The 20,357-nt window shown below is 67.2% G+C and carries 26 protein-coding genes and 1 pseudogene; 15 read left to right on the forward strand and 12 right to left on the reverse strand.

The annotated features are described in order from the left end of the window. The first annotated feature begins 210 nt into the window (after positions 1–210). From folE to ACYVIP_RS21425, 7 genes are all read left to right on the forward strand, one after another. Positions 211–837 (forward strand): GTP cyclohydrolase I, encoded by a 627-nt coding sequence (gene folE / locus ACYVIP_RS21395; RefSeq protein WP_460399003.1) that lies wholly within the window; start codon positions 211–213, stop codon positions 835–837. Next, complete coding sequence (locus tag ACYVIP_RS21400; RefSeq protein ID WP_460399005.1) at positions 837–1,652, forward strand: hypothetical protein; 816 nt, start codon at positions 837–839, stop codon at positions 1,650–1,652. Before folE ends, ACYVIP_RS21400 begins: the two co-directional genes overlap by 1 nt. Continuing rightward, a complete protein-coding gene (locus ACYVIP_RS21405) occupies positions 1,652–2,719 on the forward strand; it encodes a hypothetical protein (protein ID WP_460399007.1) in 1,068 nt (355 codons plus the stop codon). The genes ACYVIP_RS21400 and ACYVIP_RS21405 overlap by 1 nt, the downstream gene beginning before the upstream one ends. Before the next feature lie 20 nt (positions 2,720–2,739). Then, on the forward strand, positions 2,740–3,435 hold the full coding sequence (locus ACYVIP_RS21410; RefSeq protein ID WP_460399009.1) for a dTMP kinase: 696 nt from the start codon (positions 2,740–2,742) through the stop codon (positions 3,433–3,435). 30 nt (positions 3,436–3,465) lie between these two features. Then, positions 3,466–4,386 (forward strand): DUF2797 domain-containing protein, encoded by a 921-nt coding sequence (locus ACYVIP_RS21415; RefSeq protein ID WP_460399011.1) that lies wholly within the window; start codon positions 3,466–3,468, stop codon positions 4,384–4,386. A gap of 70 nt (positions 4,387–4,456) precedes the next feature. Continuing rightward, positions 4,457–5,299, forward strand: coding sequence for a class I SAM-dependent methyltransferase (locus tag ACYVIP_RS21420; protein ID WP_460399013.1), 843 nt, complete (start codon positions 4,457–4,459; stop codon positions 5,297–5,299). After that, the gene (locus ACYVIP_RS21425; protein WP_460399015.1) at positions 5,296–5,847 is read left to right on the forward strand and encodes an NUDIX hydrolase; all 552 of its coding nucleotides are present in this window, start codon (positions 5,296–5,298) and stop codon (positions 5,845–5,847) included. The genes ACYVIP_RS21420 and ACYVIP_RS21425 overlap by 4 nt, the downstream gene beginning before the upstream one ends. Before the next feature lie 20 nt (positions 5,848–5,867). Here ACYVIP_RS21425 and ACYVIP_RS21430 read toward each other — a convergent pair whose 3' ends face one another. The 7 genes from ACYVIP_RS21430 to ACYVIP_RS21460 all read right to left on the reverse strand — a co-directional run bounded on the left by ACYVIP_RS21430 (position 5,868) and on the right by ACYVIP_RS21460 (position 9,212). Continuing rightward, complete coding sequence (locus ACYVIP_RS21430) at positions 5,868–6,383, reverse strand: NUDIX hydrolase (RefSeq protein WP_460399017.1); 516 nt, start codon at positions 6,381–6,383, stop codon at positions 5,868–5,870. A 302-nt stretch (positions 6,384–6,685) separates the two neighbouring features. Then, complete coding sequence (locus ACYVIP_RS21435; protein ID WP_460399019.1) at positions 6,686–6,985, reverse strand: hypothetical protein; 300 nt, start codon at positions 6,983–6,985, stop codon at positions 6,686–6,688. A gap of 242 nt (positions 6,986–7,227) precedes the next feature. Then, positions 7,228–7,608: a RapZ C-terminal domain-containing protein gene (locus ACYVIP_RS21440; RefSeq protein WP_460399021.1), complete on the reverse strand. Its 381-nt coding sequence runs from the start codon at positions 7,606–7,608 to the stop codon at positions 7,228–7,230. 11 nt (positions 7,609–7,619) lie between these two features. Then, positions 7,620–7,907: a hypothetical protein gene (locus ACYVIP_RS21445; protein WP_460399023.1), complete on the reverse strand. Its 288-nt coding sequence runs from the start codon at positions 7,905–7,907 to the stop codon at positions 7,620–7,622. Between the two features lie 133 nt (positions 7,908–8,040). Continuing rightward, complete coding sequence (locus ACYVIP_RS21450; RefSeq protein ID WP_460399026.1) at positions 8,041–8,427, reverse strand: hypothetical protein; 387 nt, start codon at positions 8,425–8,427, stop codon at positions 8,041–8,043. Positions 8,428–8,448: 21 nt separating this feature from the next. After that, positions 8,449–8,760 carry a hypothetical protein gene (locus ACYVIP_RS21455; RefSeq protein ID WP_460399028.1) on the reverse strand — a complete coding sequence of 104 codons (312 nt, stop codon included), beginning with the start codon at positions 8,758–8,760 and terminating at the stop codon, positions 8,449–8,451. 98 nt (positions 8,761–8,858) lie between these two features. Further along, positions 8,859–9,212 (reverse strand): hypothetical protein, encoded by a 354-nt coding sequence (locus ACYVIP_RS21460; protein ID WP_460399030.1) that lies wholly within the window; start codon positions 9,210–9,212, stop codon positions 8,859–8,861. A gap of 254 nt (positions 9,213–9,466) precedes the next feature. Between ACYVIP_RS21460 and ACYVIP_RS21465 the strand changes: the two genes are divergently transcribed. The 3 genes from ACYVIP_RS21465 (at position 9,467) to ACYVIP_RS21475 (ending at position 11,422) form a co-directional block, all read left to right on the forward strand. Beyond that, positions 9,467–10,270 carry a DUF5753 domain-containing protein gene (locus tag ACYVIP_RS21465; RefSeq protein ID WP_460399187.1) on the forward strand — a complete coding sequence of 268 codons (804 nt, stop codon included), beginning with the start codon at positions 9,467–9,469 and terminating at the stop codon, positions 10,268–10,270. Positions 10,271–10,298: 28 nt separating this feature from the next. Continuing rightward, on the forward strand, positions 10,299–10,517 hold the full coding sequence (locus ACYVIP_RS21470) for a DUF397 domain-containing protein (RefSeq protein WP_460399032.1): 219 nt from the start codon (positions 10,299–10,301) through the stop codon (positions 10,515–10,517). A gap of 65 nt (positions 10,518–10,582) precedes the next feature. Further along, on the forward strand, positions 10,583–11,422 hold the full coding sequence (locus ACYVIP_RS21475) for a hypothetical protein (protein ID WP_460399034.1): 840 nt from the start codon (positions 10,583–10,585) through the stop codon (positions 11,420–11,422). Here the strand turns inward: ACYVIP_RS21475 and ACYVIP_RS21480 are convergent. Continuing rightward, on the reverse strand, positions 11,408–12,604 hold the full coding sequence (locus ACYVIP_RS21480) for a JmjC domain-containing protein (RefSeq protein ID WP_460399037.1): 1,197 nt from the start codon (positions 12,602–12,604) through the stop codon (positions 11,408–11,410). The genes ACYVIP_RS21475 and ACYVIP_RS21480 overlap by 15 nt on opposite strands. A 72-nt stretch (positions 12,605–12,676) precedes the next feature. Continuing rightward, positions 12,677–12,820 (reverse strand): hypothetical protein, encoded by a 144-nt coding sequence (locus ACYVIP_RS21485; protein ID WP_431428854.1) that lies wholly within the window; start codon positions 12,818–12,820, stop codon positions 12,677–12,679. A 756-nt stretch (positions 12,821–13,576) separates the two neighbouring features. Here ACYVIP_RS21485 and ACYVIP_RS21490 point away from each other — a divergent pair. Beyond that, on the forward strand, positions 13,577–14,122 hold the full coding sequence (locus tag ACYVIP_RS21490) for a dihydrofolate reductase family protein (protein ID WP_460399039.1): 546 nt from the start codon (positions 13,577–13,579) through the stop codon (positions 14,120–14,122). 310 nt (positions 14,123–14,432) lie between these two features. Here the strand turns inward: ACYVIP_RS21490 and ACYVIP_RS21495 are convergent, their stop codons facing one another. The 3 genes from ACYVIP_RS21495 to ACYVIP_RS21505 form a co-directional block, all read right to left on the reverse strand. Next, positions 14,433–14,885, reverse strand: coding sequence for a hypothetical protein (locus tag ACYVIP_RS21495; RefSeq protein WP_460399041.1), 453 nt, complete (start codon positions 14,883–14,885; stop codon positions 14,433–14,435). Between the two features lie 269 nt (positions 14,886–15,154). Then, positions 15,155–15,694, reverse strand: a complete 540-nt coding sequence (locus ACYVIP_RS21500) for a hypothetical protein (protein ID WP_460399043.1) — start codon at positions 15,692–15,694, stop codon at positions 15,155–15,157. A gap of 209 nt (positions 15,695–15,903) precedes the next feature. Beyond that, the gene (locus tag ACYVIP_RS21505; RefSeq protein ID WP_460399045.1) at positions 15,904–16,395 is read right to left on the reverse strand and encodes a hypothetical protein; all 492 of its coding nucleotides are present in this window, start codon (positions 16,393–16,395) and stop codon (positions 15,904–15,906) included. 496 nt (positions 16,396–16,891) lie between these two features. Between ACYVIP_RS21505 and ACYVIP_RS21510 the strand changes: the two genes are divergently transcribed. The 4 genes and pseudogenes from ACYVIP_RS21510 to ACYVIP_RS21525 all read left to right on the forward strand — a co-directional run. Further along, on the forward strand, positions 16,892–18,409 hold the full coding sequence (locus ACYVIP_RS21510; protein WP_460399047.1) for a competence protein CoiA: 1,518 nt from the start codon (positions 16,892–16,894) through the stop codon (positions 18,407–18,409). A gap of 467 nt (positions 18,410–18,876) precedes the next feature. Then, positions 18,877–19,338 (forward strand): hypothetical protein, encoded by a 462-nt coding sequence (locus ACYVIP_RS21515; RefSeq protein WP_460399049.1) that lies wholly within the window; start codon positions 18,877–18,879, stop codon positions 19,336–19,338. A gap of 2 nt (positions 19,339–19,340) precedes the next feature. Continuing rightward, a complete protein-coding gene (locus ACYVIP_RS21520; RefSeq protein ID WP_460399051.1) occupies positions 19,341–19,760 on the forward strand; it encodes a hypothetical protein in 420 nt (139 codons plus the stop codon). A 179-nt stretch (positions 19,761–19,939) separates the two neighbouring features. Further along, positions 19,940–20,089 (forward strand): annotated as a pseudogene (locus ACYVIP_RS21525) (hypothetical protein); the annotation flags it as partial. Positions 20,090–20,357 lie beyond the last annotated feature (268 nt).

Consider the following 20,357-nt stretch of genomic DNA (forward strand, 5'->3'; position numbering starts at 1 on the left):
GGATCGCGCGGTTTCCCGCATCAGCACCAAACCTCAGCGGCCTCCTGTTGAAGGACGCCTTCCGAGGACCTGGCCGAGATCACCCTGATGCTCGCGGTCGTCGTCACTGCGCTGGCACGTCGCCCAGCACCTGCGCGCCAGGGCGCTACCACGAGCCGCCACTGCTGACGTCTTTGACCCATTACCAAACCCGGAAGCGAGACGAAGTCTGTGACCAACACTCTCGACAGGCTGGCTTCCAGCGACAGCCAGGATCTGGCGTCGCCGGGCCCGGTTGACACCGAGCGCGTCGCCGATCTTGTCGGCCAGCTCCTCGCCGCGATCGGCGAGGACCCCGGACGGGAGGGCCTGTCGGACACGCCGACCAGGGTCGCCGCGTGGTGGCGCGATTTCTTCTCCCCGGAGCCGTCGGCCACACCGACCTGCTTCACCGAGCAGCACCTGAGCGGCCAGTTGGTCGTGATCGGCGGCCTGAGCGTCTGGTCGCTGTGTGAGCACCACCTGCTGCCCATGAACCTGGACGTCGCAGTCGGTTACGTGCCGGACGGCGAGGTGATGGGCCTGTCGAAGTTCGGCCGCATCGCACAGCAGTACGCGGGTCGTCTTCAGGTGCAGGAGCGCTTCACTCGGCAGGTAGCGGACGAGATCGCCGTCGTGCTCGGCAGTAGCGACGTGGCCGTCGCGGTCCGCGGCACGCACCTGTGCATGAGTGCGCGGGGTGTGCGGATGGAGGCAGCTCGTACCACCACAGTGCAGGCCGGTGGTCGATTCGAGAGCGATCCTGTGCTCTCCCAACAATTCCTCACCCTCGCCACCGACAGGTGGAGGGCAGCCTGATGGCCAAGAGCATCGCCTTCTCCGCGATCGCGCCGCCGGACTACCTGAACGCCTTCGTCGCGCAGGAGCCCGCCAGCGTCCACCACGTGGCAGCCCAGCGTGTTCTGACCGACGCTGCCTACCGCGCGTTCTTCCACCGCGAAGCCCAGCGGGGCGCAGAGATCATTGTCGACAACGGAGTTTTCGATCTCGGCCACGCCCTGCCGGCCGCCGACCTGATCGCGGCAGCCCGCATAGTCGACGCCCGTGAGATCATCCTGCCGGACGTCATGCGCGACGGGCTCGCCACCATCCAAGCCAGCGACGAAGCCGCCCGTCAGATCCTCGACCTGAGCGGGGAGTTCCGGCTGTGCGTCGTGCTGCACGCGGCAGACGATCAAGAGTGGCTGCGCTGCTACGACTACTTCGCCTCCAGTGACTACGTCGGAGCGATCGCGTTGCCCGCATCCCGGCGCCCCGCCCCCGAAGACCAGCTCTGCCGCACCCGCTGGGCGGCCACCCAGTACCTGGAAGACCACGGCATGATCGAGGACAGGATCGTCTATCGGCTGCTCGGCCTCGGCCGCAGCGGACACCTGGAACTCGTCGAACAGCGCGAGCACGAATGGATCGCCTCGGTCGACGGCGCCGCGCCGGTCATCCTCGGCGCGATGGGCATCGAGATGCTGCCCGGCGGCCCCTACGAGAAGCCCAAAACTCCTCGGATCGAGGACTTGGGCCCCATCCCCGAGGAACGGTTCGACCTGATCCGACGCAACATCGCAGTCGTCCGCGAGGCGGCCGGCAGCAGCGTCCGTATCCCGGAGGCCGCCTGATGAACCTGCTCGCCAATGCGGTCCTGCCCGCATGCCTCGACTCGGCGTTGCGCAGTTCTCCCATCGCGGTGGACGGGCACACGATGGCCCCGGACCGCCTTCTGCGCTACCTCCAGATCAAGGTGCACCACCTGATCCAGGACCACGACTGGGACAGCATCCACGTCGTCGGCAGTTACGACCGCGAAGCTGTGATCTCCGCGTACGAGAAGACCGGCAAGCTGTTCAACTTCGAGCGCCCCACCGCCGACGTCCAAGGCCGTGACCTCACCGTCAAGGCATTCCCCGGTGCCGACTACGTCCACCACTACGCGCTGATCATCGCCACGTACCTTGCCATGACAGGAAAAGCGGCCGACACCGTCACCTACGAGTTGCCCGACCCGACGTTGTCTCGCGAGGCGGTGGGGATGCTCGACCTCGAACTCGATGGCGACCTCGTGATCGTCGGCTGGGGCCTGGCGCACCTTGCCCCGCCGGACGGTGTGTGGAACCACGGGCACGGCTACGCCTGGCAACGCACCGAGGTCCACGGCCGCCGGGTGGTCTACCTCGGTTTCCTGCACAGCATCTGGGGCGACGTCGCCGGGCGCGTGGTCACGCGCCTGGCGGAGCTCGGTGCCCGCGACGTCGTCTACGTCGGCAAAGTCGGTGCCCTGAACCCAGACATCGAACCCAACACGCGACTTGCAACCGGAAACACAAGCCTCGTAAGTGGCAGCGTCGTGACGTGGCCCGATTTCTTCGGTGACTTCGCCACGGCCCAGCCGGGTGTGCACACCGGCGTCCACGTCACCTCGCCCTCGATCTTGCTGGAGAACCGGGACTGGCTGACCGAGCACGCCGAGCACGCATTCGTCGATCCGGAGATCGGCCCCATGGGGGTGGCAGCACGCGACGCCGGGATCGATTTCGGCTATCTACACGTCATTTCCAACAACCTCGCTCGCCATTACCCCGCGGACTTGTCCAACGAGCGTCACAACGACGTTGTCCGGCGACGCACCGTCCTCATCAGACAGATCCAAGACGTCATCGCCAACCGACTGGCCGCCCGGCCGATCTGAACCCCTTGGAGGAGCACCACATGACGAACGCGGCACCTTTCTTCAACCCCACGCGCGGACGGGAGATCACGGTCGTCGGCATCGACGGCGCGGGCAAGTCCACCCTCGCCACCCGCCTGCACCAAGCGCTCAACGAGGCCGGCCACGAAGCGATCCTGATCGGCAAGCACAGCACCGAAGTCCCGATGAACCCGGAGTTGTCCGCCTACGTCGATCGGCTCAACGCCCTGGTCTATCGCCGCGACGCACGCGTCGCCCAAGCGTGCGGCGACCACTACTGGCTGCTGGCGTTGGCCGCCTGGTACACCCTCCAGGACAAACTCGTCATCCAGCCCGCTCTCGCCGCCGGAACATACGTGATCCTCGACAACGCCCACCACAAGATCCTCGCTCGCTACGCGGTGAATCCCGACGTCTCCACCAGTTTGGCCGAGCAGGTCTTCGCCCACCTCACCGAACCCGACCTGGTGTTCTTCCTGCGCATCAGCGCCCGTGACGCGCTCGCCCGCAAGGGCGAATTCAGCTCTCTGGAAACCGGCCACTCCGGCGGCGCGGACGAGGACTTCATCCGCTACCAAGACGTCGTTCTCGCGAAGCTGCGCGAGCACGAGCAGCGCGGCGGATGGCTGTCGATGGACGTGACCGACATGGACCGCGACGCGGTCTTCAAGACCGCCGCCGACGCGCTCGCCGACCGCCTCCAGCTCGCCATCTGACCGCCCGCAGCCACCACGAGGAACGCACCCATGCCAGTGACCCGACCGACCGACGGCGAGTACGTGTGCCACGGCATCACCTGGGCGACAGGAGATCCCCGGCTGCTGCTGGCCCCGCTGCCCGACGGGCCGCTGGTCTACGCCGAGATCATGAACCAGCGACTCGGCTTTGCGGTTGGTACTGGCCGGTGGTGCACCGGCCGGTACCAGTTCGCCGACACGGTGCGCGTCGCGGCCCTCGCGTGCCCCGACCGCGCGCCGACCGAGCAGAGCGACCAGTGCGCCCGGTGCCTGCGCCAAGACGAGTTCCGCTTCGCCCACCAGTTCCACCAGGACGGCAACGTCCCCGAGACCTTGCGCCAGTACATGGACCAGCCGCACTGGCTCTACCTCGCCACCTTCGCCGACGGCGCCACCAAAGTCGGCACCGCAGCCGAACCACGCAAGCAATCCCGCCTCGACGAGCAGGGCGCGCTGATCGCCACCTACCTGACCAAGAGTCCCGACGGCCGGGCCGTACGCCACCTCGAAGACGCCATCACCCGCGGCCTGCAGGTGCCCCAGACCGTCCGGGCCTCAACCAAGCTCAAGGCGCTGGCCAACCTGACCGACCTGTCCACCGCGAGCGCGACCCACGACCACCACGTCTCCCGCGCCGCTGACGCGCTCGCCGCCATGGACACCCCGGCAATGCTGGAGAAGTGGACTTCTCCTGCCGAAGGCGACCGAATGCGCGTCGCCGACGGTGTACGGATGCTGTATCCACAGGACCTGCGCGACGGCGAGCACGGCTTCACCGTCGTCTCGTGCGTCGGCACCCAGATACTGGCCGTCCTGGACGGTGACGACGAGGTGGACTACGTGCTCGACCTCGGCACCCTCAAAGGGCGCCGCGTCACCCTCGGCCCGTTCACGTCGCCCGCCGCCGCCTTCCAGAACTCTCTCTTCTAACCGACCCCGGCTGTCTCATCGCGTCCGTCCGCCAAGAGCCCGGCCTGCACCCTGAAGCGAGGTACCCGCGATGGCACCCCTGGACGCCCTTCTCGGCTGGGACGAGGACACCACCGCAGAGGCGTACGCCGCCTTCACCCGCGACTTCCCCATGTACGCGGCCACCAGCCGAGACCTTGCCCGGCGCGCTGAGTTCACCGACGGCTGCATGGTGGTCGACCTGTGCGGCGGAGCCGGCGCGACCGCAGATGCAATCCTCGAACTCGTCTCGATCGACGCCCGGGTCGTCTCCCTGGACAACGCCGCTGCCATGCAGCGCGTTGGCCGACGGACCGTGGCCGACCCGCGCCTGACCTGGGTCACCGCCCCAGCCGAAGATCTGGCCGACCACGTTCCCGGCTCGGTGGACGCCGTGGTGTGCAACTCCGCGATCTGGAAGACCGACGTGTCACAGGTGTTTGCCGCCGTCCATCAGGTTCTACGACCCGGCGGACGGTTCGTGTTCAACGTCGGCGGCGGCTTTGCCGGCGTCCGCCACCCCGACGAGACCAGTGTGCACACCGGACCGTCGCTGAACACTTTGATCCGTCAGGTCGCGGCCCGTGACTACGGCTACGCCCCGCCGCCTCCAGCCGCCGAGGCGGCTCCCAAGCTGTCGGTGGACATGGTCGCCGAGCATCTGTCAGTCGCCGGGCTGACCGTGCTCGACACGGAGGTCGTCGCCCAGCACGGCACGATGGCCGAGAAGAAGGCGTGGCTGTCGATTCCGGTCTTCGCTCGACCCGACGGCGCGTTCACGCACGCTCAGCGGATGGACATCCTCGACAAGGCGTACTCGCTGACCACGCCCGACACGCCTACCGTGACGAGCTGGCTCGTGGTGGTCGCGCAGCGGCCCAGGGAACAACGTTGACCGCCCCGTCGCCGGCCAGTAGCCGCGGCAGTGGGACAAAGTTCTGCGACCACGCGGCCGTCGGTGTGCTCATCTCCTCACCGGCCGGGCTGCTGGTCTTCGAACGGGCGAGGCCGCCGGCGGGGATCGCACCGGTCGCTGGTCATGTCGACCAGCACGGAGGGCCCGAGCAAGCCGCCCGCATTGAGGTCGCCGAGGAAGTGGGCCTGACCGTCACTTCCCTTCACCTGCTGCTGAGCGCATGGCGCCCCAACCACTGCCGCCGGCCGACCAGGGATCGCGTGGGCCATCAGTGGTGGATCTATCGGGCCCAGACGTCTGGATCGGTCCGACCTTCTGCCCAAGAGGTGCGCGCCCCCCGATGGCTGCACCAAGACCAGCTCCAGCAGTACGCGCACCGCACCGCGGCCTATGCCGGAGGGCAGCTGAGCGAGGAGCAGTTCACCGCGGAGCCCGGCTTGGAGCCGGTATGGGTTCGATTCCTGCACGAGCTCCAACTGGTGACGCTGCCCGACGACACCCTGAGTCTGATCGACCAGGTCCTCTGACCGTGCACCGGCCACGGGCCTCAGTGCGCCCCCACTACGTTCCCCGCCGCCAATCGGCGCACGTACGCGCGGATACGTTCGCGGTCCTCGGGGAACACGCTCTCCCACGTCTCGTCCAGGTGGACCCACTTCGACGGCTGTCCAGTCTCTCCGCCGAGCGGCACATCACGGCCGATGACGGCTCCGTAGGACAGGCTCAGCGTCGGCGCCCAGTCGGCACGGAAAGAGCGGACAGCCACCGCGGCCGGCACAGGCAGCAACTCGCCCGCCACGCCGGCCTCCTCCACGAGTTCACGAGCCGCAGCTGCCCGCGGCGTCTCGCCCGGCTCGACCTTTCCGCCAGGCGGTACCCATCCACGCACGCGGTGCCGCACGAGCAAGACCTGGCTGTACGTCGGGTCGGTGACCCAGACCTCGGCCGCGAGCGGCTCCATCAGCGTCTGATGGGCGCGCAGCCACGCCTGGGCGTCATCGAACTCTGTCGCAGCAAGGCGAGCATCGGCGACCGCCGCTTCCACCGTCACCTGGTCAATCACCTGACCCAGCCTAGGCCGACGTCGCTGCCACCTGACGTTTGCCGGAAAGAACAGCCCGGTTGGTGTCACCGCTATGCCCAGAAGCACCCAGTCGAGGGTCAGGTGATCACGGGAGTGCGGTGGCTTATCCTGCGCGGTGTCGTGGCGCGGCGGTCACCGCAGTCTGGATGATGTTTACCCGCCCGGCATCGCGCGACACCGGGAGAGTTCGCCGCCAAGACGGGACACCTGGCGGCTGAGGAGGACGTCCGTACACGGCAGCGAAGCGTTCGTGGGCCGCTCGCTCGCCGGTAGCGCCTGGCTCAGAGCTGAGCCTGTAACCTGATCATCTCGGTGATGTACTCGTGCAGCGTTAGCCGGTTCGCCATCCAGAGTCCGTCCGTCTCGTGAACCTCCAAAATCACCGGCGAGTCGCAGCCGTACCTCGGCAGATACCGGCGGCGTTCGAGACCCGCTCGATCGATCACACGTTCCACGACGGCGTGGTGCCGCCCTACCTGGCGGGCGACGCACGCGACCACGCCAACGTCCAGGAACAGCGCGATGATCTTGTCCCTCTCCTGATCCGTCACCGGGCGCTTGGCGCGTCGGGGCGGCGTCACTCTCAGTCCTGGATATTGGGGATCACGGCAATGGCATCAGGGGCATCTGGCAGGCCGATCTTCGTTCGACCTGCCAGATGTACAGCCGGAAACCGAGCAGGAGCCCCGCGAGCAGGAACCACCCGATCACAGCGACGACACCATCACCAGCGCACCGAGGACCTGCGCCACGCCCACTGCCGCCAGCACGATCATGGTGACCGGTAGGCACGCGGCGAACGCGAGCGCACGCAGCATCCGGCTCATCGTCCGCCCCGGTGGTGGATGTCCAGGTGGCCCACGAACACGGGGATGAGGTCGGTGCGGCGGATCGACGTGGCGACATGCTCGGCGACCGCCACCGACCTGTCGTGGCCGCCCGCGCAACCAAACATCCAGGTGATCGCATGCGAGTCCTTCTCCGAGGCACGCTGGATCTGGGGATAGAGGACATCGAGCAGGCACTCGAACCAGTTCTCGATCATGGGCTGGCCGAACAGCCACGCCTGGACGGTTGTGTCGAGCCCGGACAGGTCATGCAGGTCGACGGTCTTGAACGGGTTCGGCATCCATCGGACGTCGATTACGGCGTTGGCCGCAGGTGGTTTCCGATGGCGGTAGCCGAAGCTCGCGACGTACAGCACGGGCGGCACGCTCATTGCCGAGCCCGGACTGGTTGGGGCTTGATTTCGTCGGTGACGTCCACAGTCGGGTCCAAACGCAGCCGGGCCAGCGTGTCGCGCACGTCGTCCTCGGTGACGGCGTTGACGCGTATTGCCCACTCGCCGCCGTGCCGATGCAGCTCGATCGTGGCGGTTCCGAGTTGGAACAGGTCGCGCGTCGGGTTCGACCACGAGAGGAACCCGTTCTCGAGCCGCACTGCCTTGCACACAGCGTCGGGGTCGACGCTGAACACGACGGCCCGGAACGTGCTCTCGCTCATGCGGCGTCACCCCCGAAGTTCAGAGCGCTCAGCACAGCCAGTACCAGGACGATGGCCAACAGCCAGGCCGTCACCTGCAACGGCACAGCTGGTCCACAGTGGATCCCGCGCACTCGGTGATTTGCCACGATGTTCAGTCCTTCCGGTTCCTGTTAGGGTTCCAGCGGTTGAGCGCGTCGAGGAGACGTTGGAGATCCGAGCGGTTGCGCGGGTTGAGCGGTGTGACCGCGTTCTGGCTGCGGTTCCATGCGACGTCGGTCGCCCGCCGCCGCTCCTCGGCCAGTTCGTCACCGACCTCGGAGATAGGTGGCAACAGCGCCGTGTCTTCCGGCGAGTCGACCGGCACACGCGGCAGGACCATGGTCGACTCGGGAATCTCGGGGATCTCCACTGCTGGTCGCCAGATCCGCTCGGTGGGGCACTCGTCCTCGGTGATCAACTGGCCGCTGAATGTGCCGATCAGCGGCCAGCCGTCCGGGCCAAGCAGGTCGTGCTTTCCCACGTCGTCGGCAGGGCTCAAGCATGGCACCGCCACCCCGCCCTACACCGCCACAACGAGCTGGTCCTCTTTGGCTCGTCGTAGATCCAGGAAGTGCTCGTACGCGCACTCCGCGCACGTCCGCGACGGGTTCGCCGGGTCCGGCTTTGCGCGCGGCGCGACGAGGTATACGGGTTTGCGCGCGGTCATGCAGAGCGCGAGCATCACGGGTTTGGTCAGGCCGTACCGGTCCGTGTCCGGGCCGGGCATCGTGACGGCCTTCCCATCCCGCGTGAACGGGTAGTGGTGCAGGTCGCCGCCGAGTCTTTCCGGGCACCGCGTCTCCGCCGTCACCTCATTGAGCGGGATGGACATGGAATCTCCTTCGGGATACAGCAAGGGCCCGGCTGATCTGGCAGCCCATCCGGTCGGGGGCCGCCACATCGGGAGAGCGGAGGGTGGGACGTTCCAGATCAGCCGGGCCATAACCGGCGCTCCTTACACAGCGGAGTGCTGGGGTGGGGGCCGCTGCTGCCGACGAGTTCAGGGGTCTCCTCGGCAGCAGCGGGGTTCTGATAGAGGGCACGGCTCGCCGGCGCCGGTGCGGTGGCGTCATCGGCGAGCCGTGCCCTCTCCATACGCCGGTGCTCAGCAAGACGGCTGAGCCCGGCCGCGACCGCGATTACCAGCAGTACGACGCCGAGTAGGACCCCAACCACGCCCAGGATCGGGCCGAGCGAGCTCACCTCGGGGTCGCTGCTCGACTCCGGGGAGGCCAGGAGGAGCAGCGCGGGTGCGGGACCGGTGAGCAGGCTCAGTGGGTTCACGGAGTACCCTCTCGTGCATCGCATATGCGATTCGCGTTGTCGCATGATGACTGTAGCGTCGAATATGCGATACGACAATGCGACTGTATGAGTGAATCTGGTACGACCTGTGCCGCTCATGGCTTGTCGATCACGCGGGTGAGAGGATGCGCGACGTGCCAAGCCCGACAACGAAGCGGAAAGTGCTCGGCCACGAACTGCGCCACCTGCGACAACGGGCCGAGCTGGACATCACCGACAGTGAGTTGCTGTCGGTGCTCGACCGGTCCTGGTCTGTGCTGTCGAAGCTGGAGAACGGGATCACCGGGATCCGACAGGGCCCGCTGCGTGATCTCGTGACCTTCTACAAGGAGAAGATCGGCACCGATGCTGCCGGCGGCCCGGCCGACGGCGGCGACCCGATCGATCTCGAGGAGTTCGCCGAGCTGAATCGAGGCGCGGAGAACCGCGGCCGGTGGCGAGGACATCGCGGCGTCTATTCGAAGTGGTTCCGCGCCGCCGTCGACTTCGAGCAGGACGCCTCGGCGATCAACATCTACCTGACCGAGCTGGTCCACGGCCTGTTCCAGACCGAGGCGTACATGCGGGCGCTGTTCGCTCCAGTTCACGAGCCAAACGCCAAGACAGCAGCCCAGGTCAAGGCGCGACTGGAGCGCCAGGAGGTGCTGAACCGGCCGGACGTGGAGATCACCGCGATCTTGTCCGAATCCTGCCTACGGCGGATGATCGGCAGCCGCGACGTCATGCTCCACCAGATGCTGCACCTCGCCGAGGTCGCGATGCGACCGAACGTGCACATCCACGTTCTGCCCTTCGCAACGCCTGTCGTCCCGAAGGCACATTCGTACCCGTTTGTGTACTTCCGGATACCCTCCGCGAGCCCCAGGACGCCTCCGTTGGAGACCGTGCTTGTGGAGCAGTTCACGAACTGCGACTACCTGGATGGCTTCCAGGACTTGGCCGATTACAGTGGGTTGTGGACCGGGCTGTTGGGAGCGGCCCTCGATCCGGCGGCATCGAGAGACCTCCTGCTCCGGGCAGCCAAGGACTACGAGTGACCGCCGCCAGCCCGAAGGAGAAATGATCATGCAGTCGCGCACGCCCTCCGAGTCCGAGTTCACTGGCTGGCACAAGCCCGAGGCAAGCCAGGCCCAGGGCAACGGTTGCGTGGAGGTCGGCTACGCGCCCGGCCACGTCGCTGTCCGGGACACCAAGAACCCTGGCAAGCCCGCCCACATCTACACCGCGCTGGAGTGGAACCTGTTCCTCGACGCCGTGGTGAACGGCGAATACCAGCACAACTGACCGCAGCGAAAGAAGGGAGCGCCCCGTCCAGTCTGGTTCGGGGCCTTCTTTGTTCGAGGGGGGACATGACCGACCTGACCGTGACCCGGCCGATGATCAACGTGCGCGAGGAAGCGCACCCGGACGTGCTCGAACGCGTCGAAACCGCGCTGGCGGTCCGCCTGGACCGAGCCTCGGTGGTGTACGGCGAGTCCGGCGCGACGGAGGGCTTCCGCACGCACACGGGCACATGGGTGCGCATCGAGCGCCGTGGCGCGACCCGGTTCGCAGCCGCCTGGGTCGGGCTCGAGGCAGCTTCGGTGATCGAGGGCGTCACCAAACCGAGGTGGTTCCAGTCCGTGACGTGGGCTGATCCTGGCCGGGGCGTGGTGTGGCGCGCGGACGAGCTGGAGCTGATCACCGCGCCGATGGTGGGAGAGCTCCGCACGGCGGCACTGTTGCCGGACGTGTGGTGGTCAGGTCTGCGCGCGTCGCTAGCCGCCCTCGCCACACATCAGACTCAGCGGGTCGGCATGAGCCAGGCGCACGTCACCCGGCGGATCACCGAGGTGTTCGGCGACCACGTGAACACCCGCATCGACGAGTGGTCGACCGCCCACACCGACGTCCACTGGCACAACCTGTCCGTGCAGGGCCACCTGATCGACTGGGAGGACTGGGGAACCGCGCCGCAGGGCCTCGACGCGGCGTGCCTGTGGCAGGCGTCGCTGCGGGACGTCGACCTGGCCGCGCGGGTCCGCCGCGAGTTCGCCGCCGAACTGGACACCCGCTCCGGCACGCTCTCGATGCTGGTCCAGTGCGCGAACGTGATCCGGGCCGCCGCGCGGCGCGGGAACGAAACGTCACTGTCCCACGCCGCACGGGCGGCCTCCACTGGCCTGCTGGCCGCGCTAGCGGACCTGTAGATACCCGGCCAGGAGCTCGTCAGTCAGCTCCGAGCACACACCCTCATCCACGAGCGTGCGCGCCACGACGTCGGCCGGAACGCCAGTCGCCTCGGTGACAGCCTCAATGGTGACCGGATTGCCGGACAGCAGCATCCGCAGCGCCGGCTCGGCCTTCGTGGGGAAGGCGATCTCCTTCCCCACGGCGGTGACCGTTACCTGATCGTCGGTGGTGACGACAGTCGGCGGAAAATCGGTCAGGCACACCACACCGGTCAGCGGGCCAAACACGTCATGGGTCACGACACGGCGTCGGGGCGGTCGCTCGTGCTCGCGCGCCGCGAGATACACGCTCTGCGGGTACGCCTTCACGAGGTCCGGAACCAGCTCGGTCAGCTCCACCCTGGACTCGGTGCTGGGCCTGCCGCGGTCGAGGTCGTGCCGGAACTCCTCCAGCATGCGGGAGCGGTCCGCGATCCAATACAGCCAGTCGACGCCGGTGCGCTTCACGAACCCGAACGTGGCGTGCAAGCTGTATCCGGCATCGTCACTACCGCGGTCGGTGCGCGTGGCCTGGTGCCAGTAGCCGCGCGGGATGTGCATGACGTCCCCGGCGCGCATCGTGCCTGACCACACGACCTCCTCGGGCGGCTTGTCGTCCTTGGCCGCGTCGCGGTACATCGGCGCGATCCGGTTGGTGCCGCGGACTTCCCAGGATTTCTCACCGCCGAGCTGGACAATGATCACGTCATGGTCGTCCCAGTGGAGGTTGAACCCGGCCGCGTCCGCTGTCGTGAGGTAGGTGTTGACCTGCACCAGCTCGTGTGACCACCACTGCAACGCCTGGCAGGCGATCTCCATCGCTGGGTCGAAGCTATCGAGCGTGTCCAGCACGATCGTGCACCCAGCGCGGACGAGCCGCCCGAGACGTTCCATGCGCGCCATAGACAGGCTCTGCCCACGCCGCGTCACCACATCGTGCAGGTACCGGTCCGGGTGCAGCTCTTCACCGTCCTGGAACACCCGGAACTGCGGGTACGACAGCGACCGTCGCATGATGATGTCGAGCAATCGGGTCGGTGTCAGAATCTGTTGGCACAGCAAGGGATCGGTCATGCTGCCGTGAACGAACCCGGTGCCGAGAGGGCCGGAGTCATGCCATCCCAACGCTTTCTGAATGGACTCGACCAATAGGTGATCCACCAATGCTCCTTTCTGCTGGTACTCAAAAGGAGCGGCGACAGGAACCGCCGCCGCCGCTCCTTCACCCAGGGGTCACTCGGGGATGTTCAGCCCATCGCCGCCCGCGTCGCCGTGACCGTCACCGCCGCCGTAAGTGGACGGGTCACCGTGGGCCAGGTCGAGGCGGTCACGCATCACCGTCAAGTCGCGCACACCGATCACCAGCTCGTCCTCCATGGGGGATCTACTACCTCTCCTTCGGCGTGAGCACCCTGGCTGGCGCTCACAGGGTTCCCAAGGCGTCGAGGCTAGCGCCCATAGGGTCTGCAGGAGCATATGCGAAACGCATTTTCGCCACAACGCTTTGATCATCACCCGGTTGGCCCAGCACCGTGACCGCTCGGACTGGCTCGCCGATGTGTCACGGACGGTAACGTGTCTGCGCGGCGCGGAGGCGGCACTGATGACGCTCCTCGCTGTCGGCCGCGCCGGCCGCCGCGATCTGCCTTCGCGCTCCCGGTAGGCCAAGTGCAGTCCCGTCGAACCTGCTCGCCTCCGACGCGCGCCTGCGATGGTCGCGTTTCAGTTAATCCGCAGAACATGGCGAGACACAGAGTGTGAACACGGCGTACCCCACCCTGTACTCTCTGCAGCGATCCATGGTCGCCGCGCCAGCCATGTTGATTCCCGGGCAGGGCGACTGCGGCCGCGTGCGATCCCTACAGCTAGCCGCCCGCCGAGCCGATGCTGATCAGCGGGCAGTCGACGTGGTACTGAAGGTTGCTCGCTGTAGCCGGGAGAGTGACCGGCGTGGGGCCGCAACCGCGTCAGGTGCTGCGCGGGTCGAGGCACGCCACGGGTGTGAATCCGGCCCTTCGGACGGTGGTCATCGATGAACGGGCGCGACGGTGTCGATATCCGAGCCGACGGTTCGACGTAGCTGTGTAACGCGCCGGGCAGCCACTGGCGCTCGACCAACACAAGGAGTGAGCGATGTCCTCGACTGTGCTGCACCTGTCCTTGTCTCTCAACGGATTCGCCGCAGGGCCTAACGTGAGCCCGGACAACGGACTCGGTGACGGCGGAGAGCGGCTGCACGAGTGGCCCTTTCCAGACGCAGATCACGGCGCGAACCGCCAGATCTACGAAGAGTTCATGTCCACCGGAGCCATTGTCGCCGGAAGCGGGAGCGTCGAAACCGCAGGCGGGCGGGGAGGGGACTATCACGACGGTGTGCCCATCTACATCCCCAGCCCCCACCCGGCGCCCTCCTGGGCGGTGGATTGGCCCGCTGTGCACTACGTGAGCGACATCGACACCGCCATACGAGATGCTAAACACGCGGCCCGCGACAAGAACGTGCTTGTCCATGGGGCGAGCACCGCACGGCGCGCACTGACCGCCGGGCTACTCGACGAACTCGAAATCCACCTGATCCCGGTCCTCTACTTCGGCGATGAGCGGCGCGAGTTGGAGAGGGTCAGAGTTCTCGAAGGAGAGGACGGCGTCACTCACCTTCGCTACCGCGTCCGCCGCTGATGGCTCACCGGGCCTACATGAACGCCCAGGTAGCAGGTGTTCAGCACGACGACACGGGCGTTGACGGCGCCGCACAGATCAGCGGCGGGGACCTCCAGGACGGTGGCCACGTGGCCACCGTCGAGGGTCCGTGTGGCCGAGCACCACGAGGATGTCGGCTGGTGTTTGCTGCGCGCTCAGCACGGGTTCGCCGGCGTTGCCGGAGACGATCCGCGGATCGACCTTGACGTTGCCTGGGCTGGTTTGCTCCAGGTGAGCGTGCAGGTGTCTGGCCTGGCTGGCGAAGGTGCGGGTTCGGTGGCGCGGACCATCAGGAGTTGGTGGGTTGTTCCGGCGGCAGCAACTCCTCGATGCCCAAGGCCAGCCGCTGGACGACCTGGTTCCAGGTCTGACCGGTGGCTTCGGCCAGCCAGCGGATGAGTAGTTGCTCGACGAGGAGGTTCACCCCGGCTTGACGCGAGCGGATCTCGTTGTTCCAGGCGAGCACGGATTCCAGAGCGCGGGCGTCGTCAGGTGGAAGGGGTGTACGGATCGGCACGGCGTGTGTGCCGGTGCGGTTGACGCTCGCGATCAGCGCGAGGGTTTCGTCGATGCTCTTGCCCTCCCCGATGATGGTCAGGCTGCGCAGCCACTCGTTCACCAGCTCACGCGGATCGATCACCGGCAGCGCTGGACGTTGCCCGAGCGGCCACACCCGCAACCCGCCTGCCGACTCATCGGTGACCGGCTCGACGACGTAACCCAAGGCCGCCAACGCCGCCATGTACGACCGTTCCTCGTGTAGACGTTCCTCGTCAGCGTTCCCGCTGTGGCGCACCAGGAACGTCGGGCCCAGCCCGACGTCCTCGACTCGGTACCCAGCCCGAACCCGACCGCCACTCTTTTCCTGATGCGGATGGAATCCGGCCAGGTATAGGGCCTGGCGGATGGCGTCCGCCTCATTGGCCCGGTCGGTCAGCGGCGGACGCTCGTGTCCGGCCGCCGGCTTCTCGTCCCCGGTGTCCCTGGCCGGTTTGCGCCGGAACCACCCCATCACCCTGCTCCGGTGGCCGAACCAGCGAGCGTGCCGTCGACCCATTGGATGAATTTCAGCGGCGAGCCGTCGAAGTGTTCGCGGACGCGGGCTTGGATGGCGCGCACATCGTGGCCGGGCAGGAAGTCCCGGTCGGTTGGGTCACCGCAGCCGCAGGCGCAGGGTCGGTAGATGAACGGCTTCTCCTCCGGGAGTTCGCAGTAACCGACCGGATTCTGCGACCCGTTGGCCACCGGGTCGGGCTGGTTGAGCCAGGCATCCCGCACCGGGTGACCATCAGTCAACACCGCGCCCTCCAGGGCAACGCGATCGCCGTGGACGGCCACGCCAGTGATCTCACCGACCGCGCGGATCAGGCCCTCGCCGACGATGACCGCGAACCGCTGCCGGTTCGCCTTGTCGGCGTTCATCCGCCACACACCCCGCCCGGTCTCCCACGCCTCGTCCTCGGTCATCCGGGGGAAGTACCCGATGAACGAGCGGCCCAGGGGGTCGTCCTGCACAGTCTCGTAGTTCCCGAGCTTCAACCGGATCGCCACGGCGACCTCCATCTACCGAAACCCGCTTCCGTTGACGACAAGCCCATCACCACAAGCCGGTTTTGAACAGAGCTGTCACCGCATAGCAGGATCGGGTTCACGCTGATGGGGCAACACCTTTGCAAACCCGGCCACCGGAGGCGTTCAAGTAGCCGTTCTCTGCCGGACGGTTCTCGGTGGAGCGCGACCCATCTTCGCTGCGAGCTTGATCAGCCTGGACTGACGTGTGGGCAGAGTGGGCGCTGCTCGTAGCCGCCGGGTACTCCGGTGCCGACGGCTGTCCAGAACGCTTGTGAGTCGGCGAAGTGGCCGCCGAGGGTATGCCAGCTCAGGCCAGGGTGTTCGATACGCAGCGCTGCCAAGCCGGCGCTGGCCAAGCCACACCCCTGAAGGTCCGGATCGGTGTAGGGCTGCTCGACCCAGCCGAGCTGGCAGCGGCGGCAGACTTGGTAATCGACGGCGAACGCGGGCTGGCCGTCGAGGATGGCGGCCCGCTCACGCCAACCAGGCCGCTCACCGGACATCGTGTCCTGCCAGGGCGTGCTCAACTCAGGCGCCACCGGACGGCCACGTGGTTCGCCGAGCCTGCCACGGCTGATCCACCGCAGGGCCACACGCCACGGTTCCCGACCCGACACGCGGCCCACCCGATGGGCTTGCCCAGCCAGCTGCCGGGCCGCCTCCGCGTTGTCGCTCACCATGTCACCAATCGTGCCTCGACCCCCATCGCGCTCGGACGACGGGAGCATCTGGGCGATCGCCTCGTTGCTACTCGCTTCGTTCGGGCAACGTACAGGGCTCATCGGTGCCGGTCCGTATCGCCGGCCGGGGGGTGTGCTGTCGTGTCGCGCCGCGGCTGAATGCGGAATCGTGGCTTGGCGAGCGCCACCCACCGCTGCCCCCGTGATCGCTGCCATCCAAGTCCGTCGTCAACGGTCCTTTATTAGGCGCGCGGTCGTCCATGAGGTCGCGACGATCATCGGGAACCCTCGATCCAATGCGAGTCGATCAGAATTGACGACAGTGTTTGACGACAGGTAGGACTCTGAGTGTCGCCAATGGGTGCAAAGGACGGCGCGGTTATGGCGAACTTGGTCTTCACGCAGGTTTCCGCCGTGGACGGCGAGGCATATCTGATCTACTGGCAACGACTCGGTACCACGAACACGACAACCAGCGACCCGCACGGTGGTAACCGTGCCCGCGTGGAGCTTGCGTCAGCGGCTACTCGCCTCGAACACGGCGGCCGCTGACGTGGCGTTCGCCGCGGTCCATCCCGAGGCTGGCCGCATCGACGCCACCCTGCTGGACCTCGGATGCGGGATGAGTTGGGCCGCGGTGCACAAGGCCCGGCCCCGGGTCGCGCTGCGCTGCCCCGCGTGCGGGCACGGCGTGCACGCCAAGGTCTCCAGCCGCAAGCTGCGGTACTTCGCTCACGACCCTGGTCGGCCCGCTGACTGCGTGTGGCTCAACGAGTCGCTGGAGCATCACCGGCTGAAGCTGGCGCTGGCGACCGCGATTCGCACTGTCGGCTGGCGTGCCGATCTAGAAGCCCGTGCCCCGAACGGCAGCTGGCGCGCGGACGTGCTGGCCGTCTCGCTCGATGGGACGCACCAGGTGGCCTGGGAAGCGCAGCTCTCGCCGATCGCCGACGAGGACATCAGCGAGCGCACCCTCCGCTACCAGAACGACGGCGTCGGCGTGTGCTGGGTCAGCACGGCCGCACGGGTGCCGTGGATGGGGGTCGTGCCCTCCATCCGGGTCCGCGACACAGATAGCGACACCGACCGCGACACCAACGGGAACGCTGACGATGTTGCCCGTGATGCTGACGGTGATGTGGATCATGACCTGGCGTGGACCGTCATCGACGGTGTTGCCGGCTTCCGCTACTCCGATGGCGCCTGGCGCATCCAACGCCTTCCCCTGGACGCTTTTGTCGGCTGGGTGCTTTACGAGCAGACCTTCGTCCACCAGGTCCGAACCCGCTACCGACGGATCGGGATCGGAGCCGAGAGGCGCTACGTCCGACGCCACCTGATCTGGACGACCTCCCGCAGCGTCGACGAAATGATCCGGCACGACGCCATGCGGCAACGACAAGACGAGCGCAAGCGCCAACAGCGGGAGCGGGAGCAGACGGCCGAGCAGCGCCGCAGGGACGAAGCCGAGGCACGGCGGCAGGAGGAGCAACGCCAACGCGAGATCGCCGAGGCCGCCGAGCGGGCCCACCGCGAACAACAGTGGGAAGAACAACGGCGGCAGTGGGCGCTGGAAGCCGCACAGGCGCGACGTCAGCGGGAAGCCGAGGAACGCCGACGCCAGGAACAGGCACGGGCTGCCGAACAAGAGCGGCTCCAGCAGGAGCAGCGTGAGCAGCAGGCCGCGCGCCAGTGGTGGCAGGCGGTGTCATCCGCGCAGGTGGACGAGTTGCGCGCCGCTGTGGCTGACCCGGTGCGGAAGAAGGACGGCATCCGCCTCGAGTTCGACTCCCACGGACCCCCGCCTCCTGCGGCTACGGCATCGCGATCTACCGAAGCCGCCAGCTGTATGGGGTGCTGCGTCCCAGCCCAGCCTCCCTGCACCGAGTTCCCCGAATCGTCCCGGTGTTCGTGCGTAACGCACGCGAAGCCCACCTACTCACCGAGACCGGAAGGATCGAACCGGACCGCGTCATCCACTTCGACCTACCGGAGTACGAACAACTGTCGCTGATCTAGAAGACCGCAGGGGACAGTGGGGTTCGCGAGACGGACAACGTGATGGCTTCTTCGAGCGAGGTCACTGGCCAGTTTTGTGGGCACGCCACTCGGGTCAGGGTCTTCGCGATGTTCTCGTGCCAGCCCAGTTCACAGCCAGTCACCGTGACATGGTGATCAGCCGGATCGGCCCCACGACCTGCCACAGGACGTCAACGACCTGATACCACTGCTCGTTGTCGAACACGACCAGCTCGCGGACCCGGGGCACATGCTCGGCCTGCCGTTGTTGTAGCGGATCTCGCCGTCGTCGCCGGGCAGCGTGTATCCGATGTCGACCACGTGATGCCTTCCTGCCCGAGGATTGATCTCCCATGGTTCCTTACCGCCACAGAGAGCCGCCAGCAACCAGGACACCACACCAAGGATGCGACATGCGCAACCCATTGCGATCATCGTACTCTGTTACGCATACTGTTTCACATGGCGAAGCGAGACATGATCGATGATCTGGTGGACATCGTGCACCCGATGCCGGACCCGCCGCCCAAGGACGCGACCGAGGACGAGCGGGACGGCCACGACGCATGGCGCGGCGAGGTCGACGAGCAGCGGCGCGCGTTCGAGCAGAACGTGCGGCTGGCCGACGAGAACGCCGACTTCTACTACGACCCCCTGCTGGCCGAGATCGCCCGCGCCCGCACCGAGATGCGCGCCGCCGAGGCGCGCATGCGGCTGCTCGTGGCCTACGCCCGCGAGTTCACCACACCACAGCCGTACCAACTCAAGGATCTCGCCGCAGTCACGGGGATGTCGATCTCGGGCACCCGCACCGCGTACGGCGATACCGAGATCACCGACGTCGCCCGGAGACTCGGCCGGCCGCCGCGGCCGCGAGCGGATGCCTCGGCGACACAGCACACCGACTCGACACGGGGCGCCTGACCATGGGCAAGGCGCAACGCAACCGCATCCGGCGCGCCGACCACCACCGCCGCCGCAACACCCGGCTGGACGGGCTCACCCTCGACGGTTGGCATACCGTCGGCTTGACCGACCTCGACGATGCCGACTTCGACGATGTCGCGTTCCCCGGCCCGCCGGACGACGCGCTGCTGGACACCACCGACTGCCCGGTCGCCGACCGGTGCGCCGGCTGCGGCGCCGTCAGCGGAATACGCGCAGTCACCTCGGCATTCAGCAAGCCCGGTGGATACGGCGCCGGATACGACGTCGGCTGCGCAACGCTGTGCGGCGTCTGCGACGGCCGATCCTTCCTCCACCTGCTCGACCCGGCCGAACTCGAGCAGGCGTTCGCCCGGCACGCCGCACACCCACACCGGGCCTCGCCTGCGCCTCGCACGTGATCTGCCTGTCCTGCCACCAGGGCACCGACTCACGGCGCACAAGCCGTGACCGTCGAGCCAATCCTTCACCTGACCAGCGAGAAGCCGTTACTTTGCGGCTCGGGGTCGGCTGCGGGAGTTCCGGGCCTGAACTGTAACTCCCGCAGCCACGACAGTGGCCGCACACGGTCGATGGCGGACGTGTCGTCCTGCTCGTGCTCGCGGCGCTCATCGCGGTCGCCGTAGGGCTTGCCGTGTCGGGGGTCGGCAGCGCCCAAGTGCTGGACGTCGCCGCACGACGTCCGCTGGTCAGCCGAGTGTGCTGGTGCTCCCCTGAACGGGCGAATTGAGGGTGAAGCCTATGCATTAGTTCCCGGGCTCGACAATCCGCTGGTCAGTGCGGTTGTGTCGCTCTCGTTGCCGATCCGGGTAGCGCGAGCGAAAGGAGTCGACTGTTGAGTTGGCGACACAGGTGCGGGGCCTACGTCGGGGTGGCCGAGTTGAAGGACCGCGGATGGACTCCTGCGATGATCAAGTCGTTTCTCGGCCAGCCAGACGACACGGCGCCGAACCCAGGCGGCCCACGTGCGCCGCGGGTCAAGCTGTGGCTGAGCTCCC

The sequence above is a fragment of the Actinophytocola sediminis genome (genome assembly GCF_054779715.1).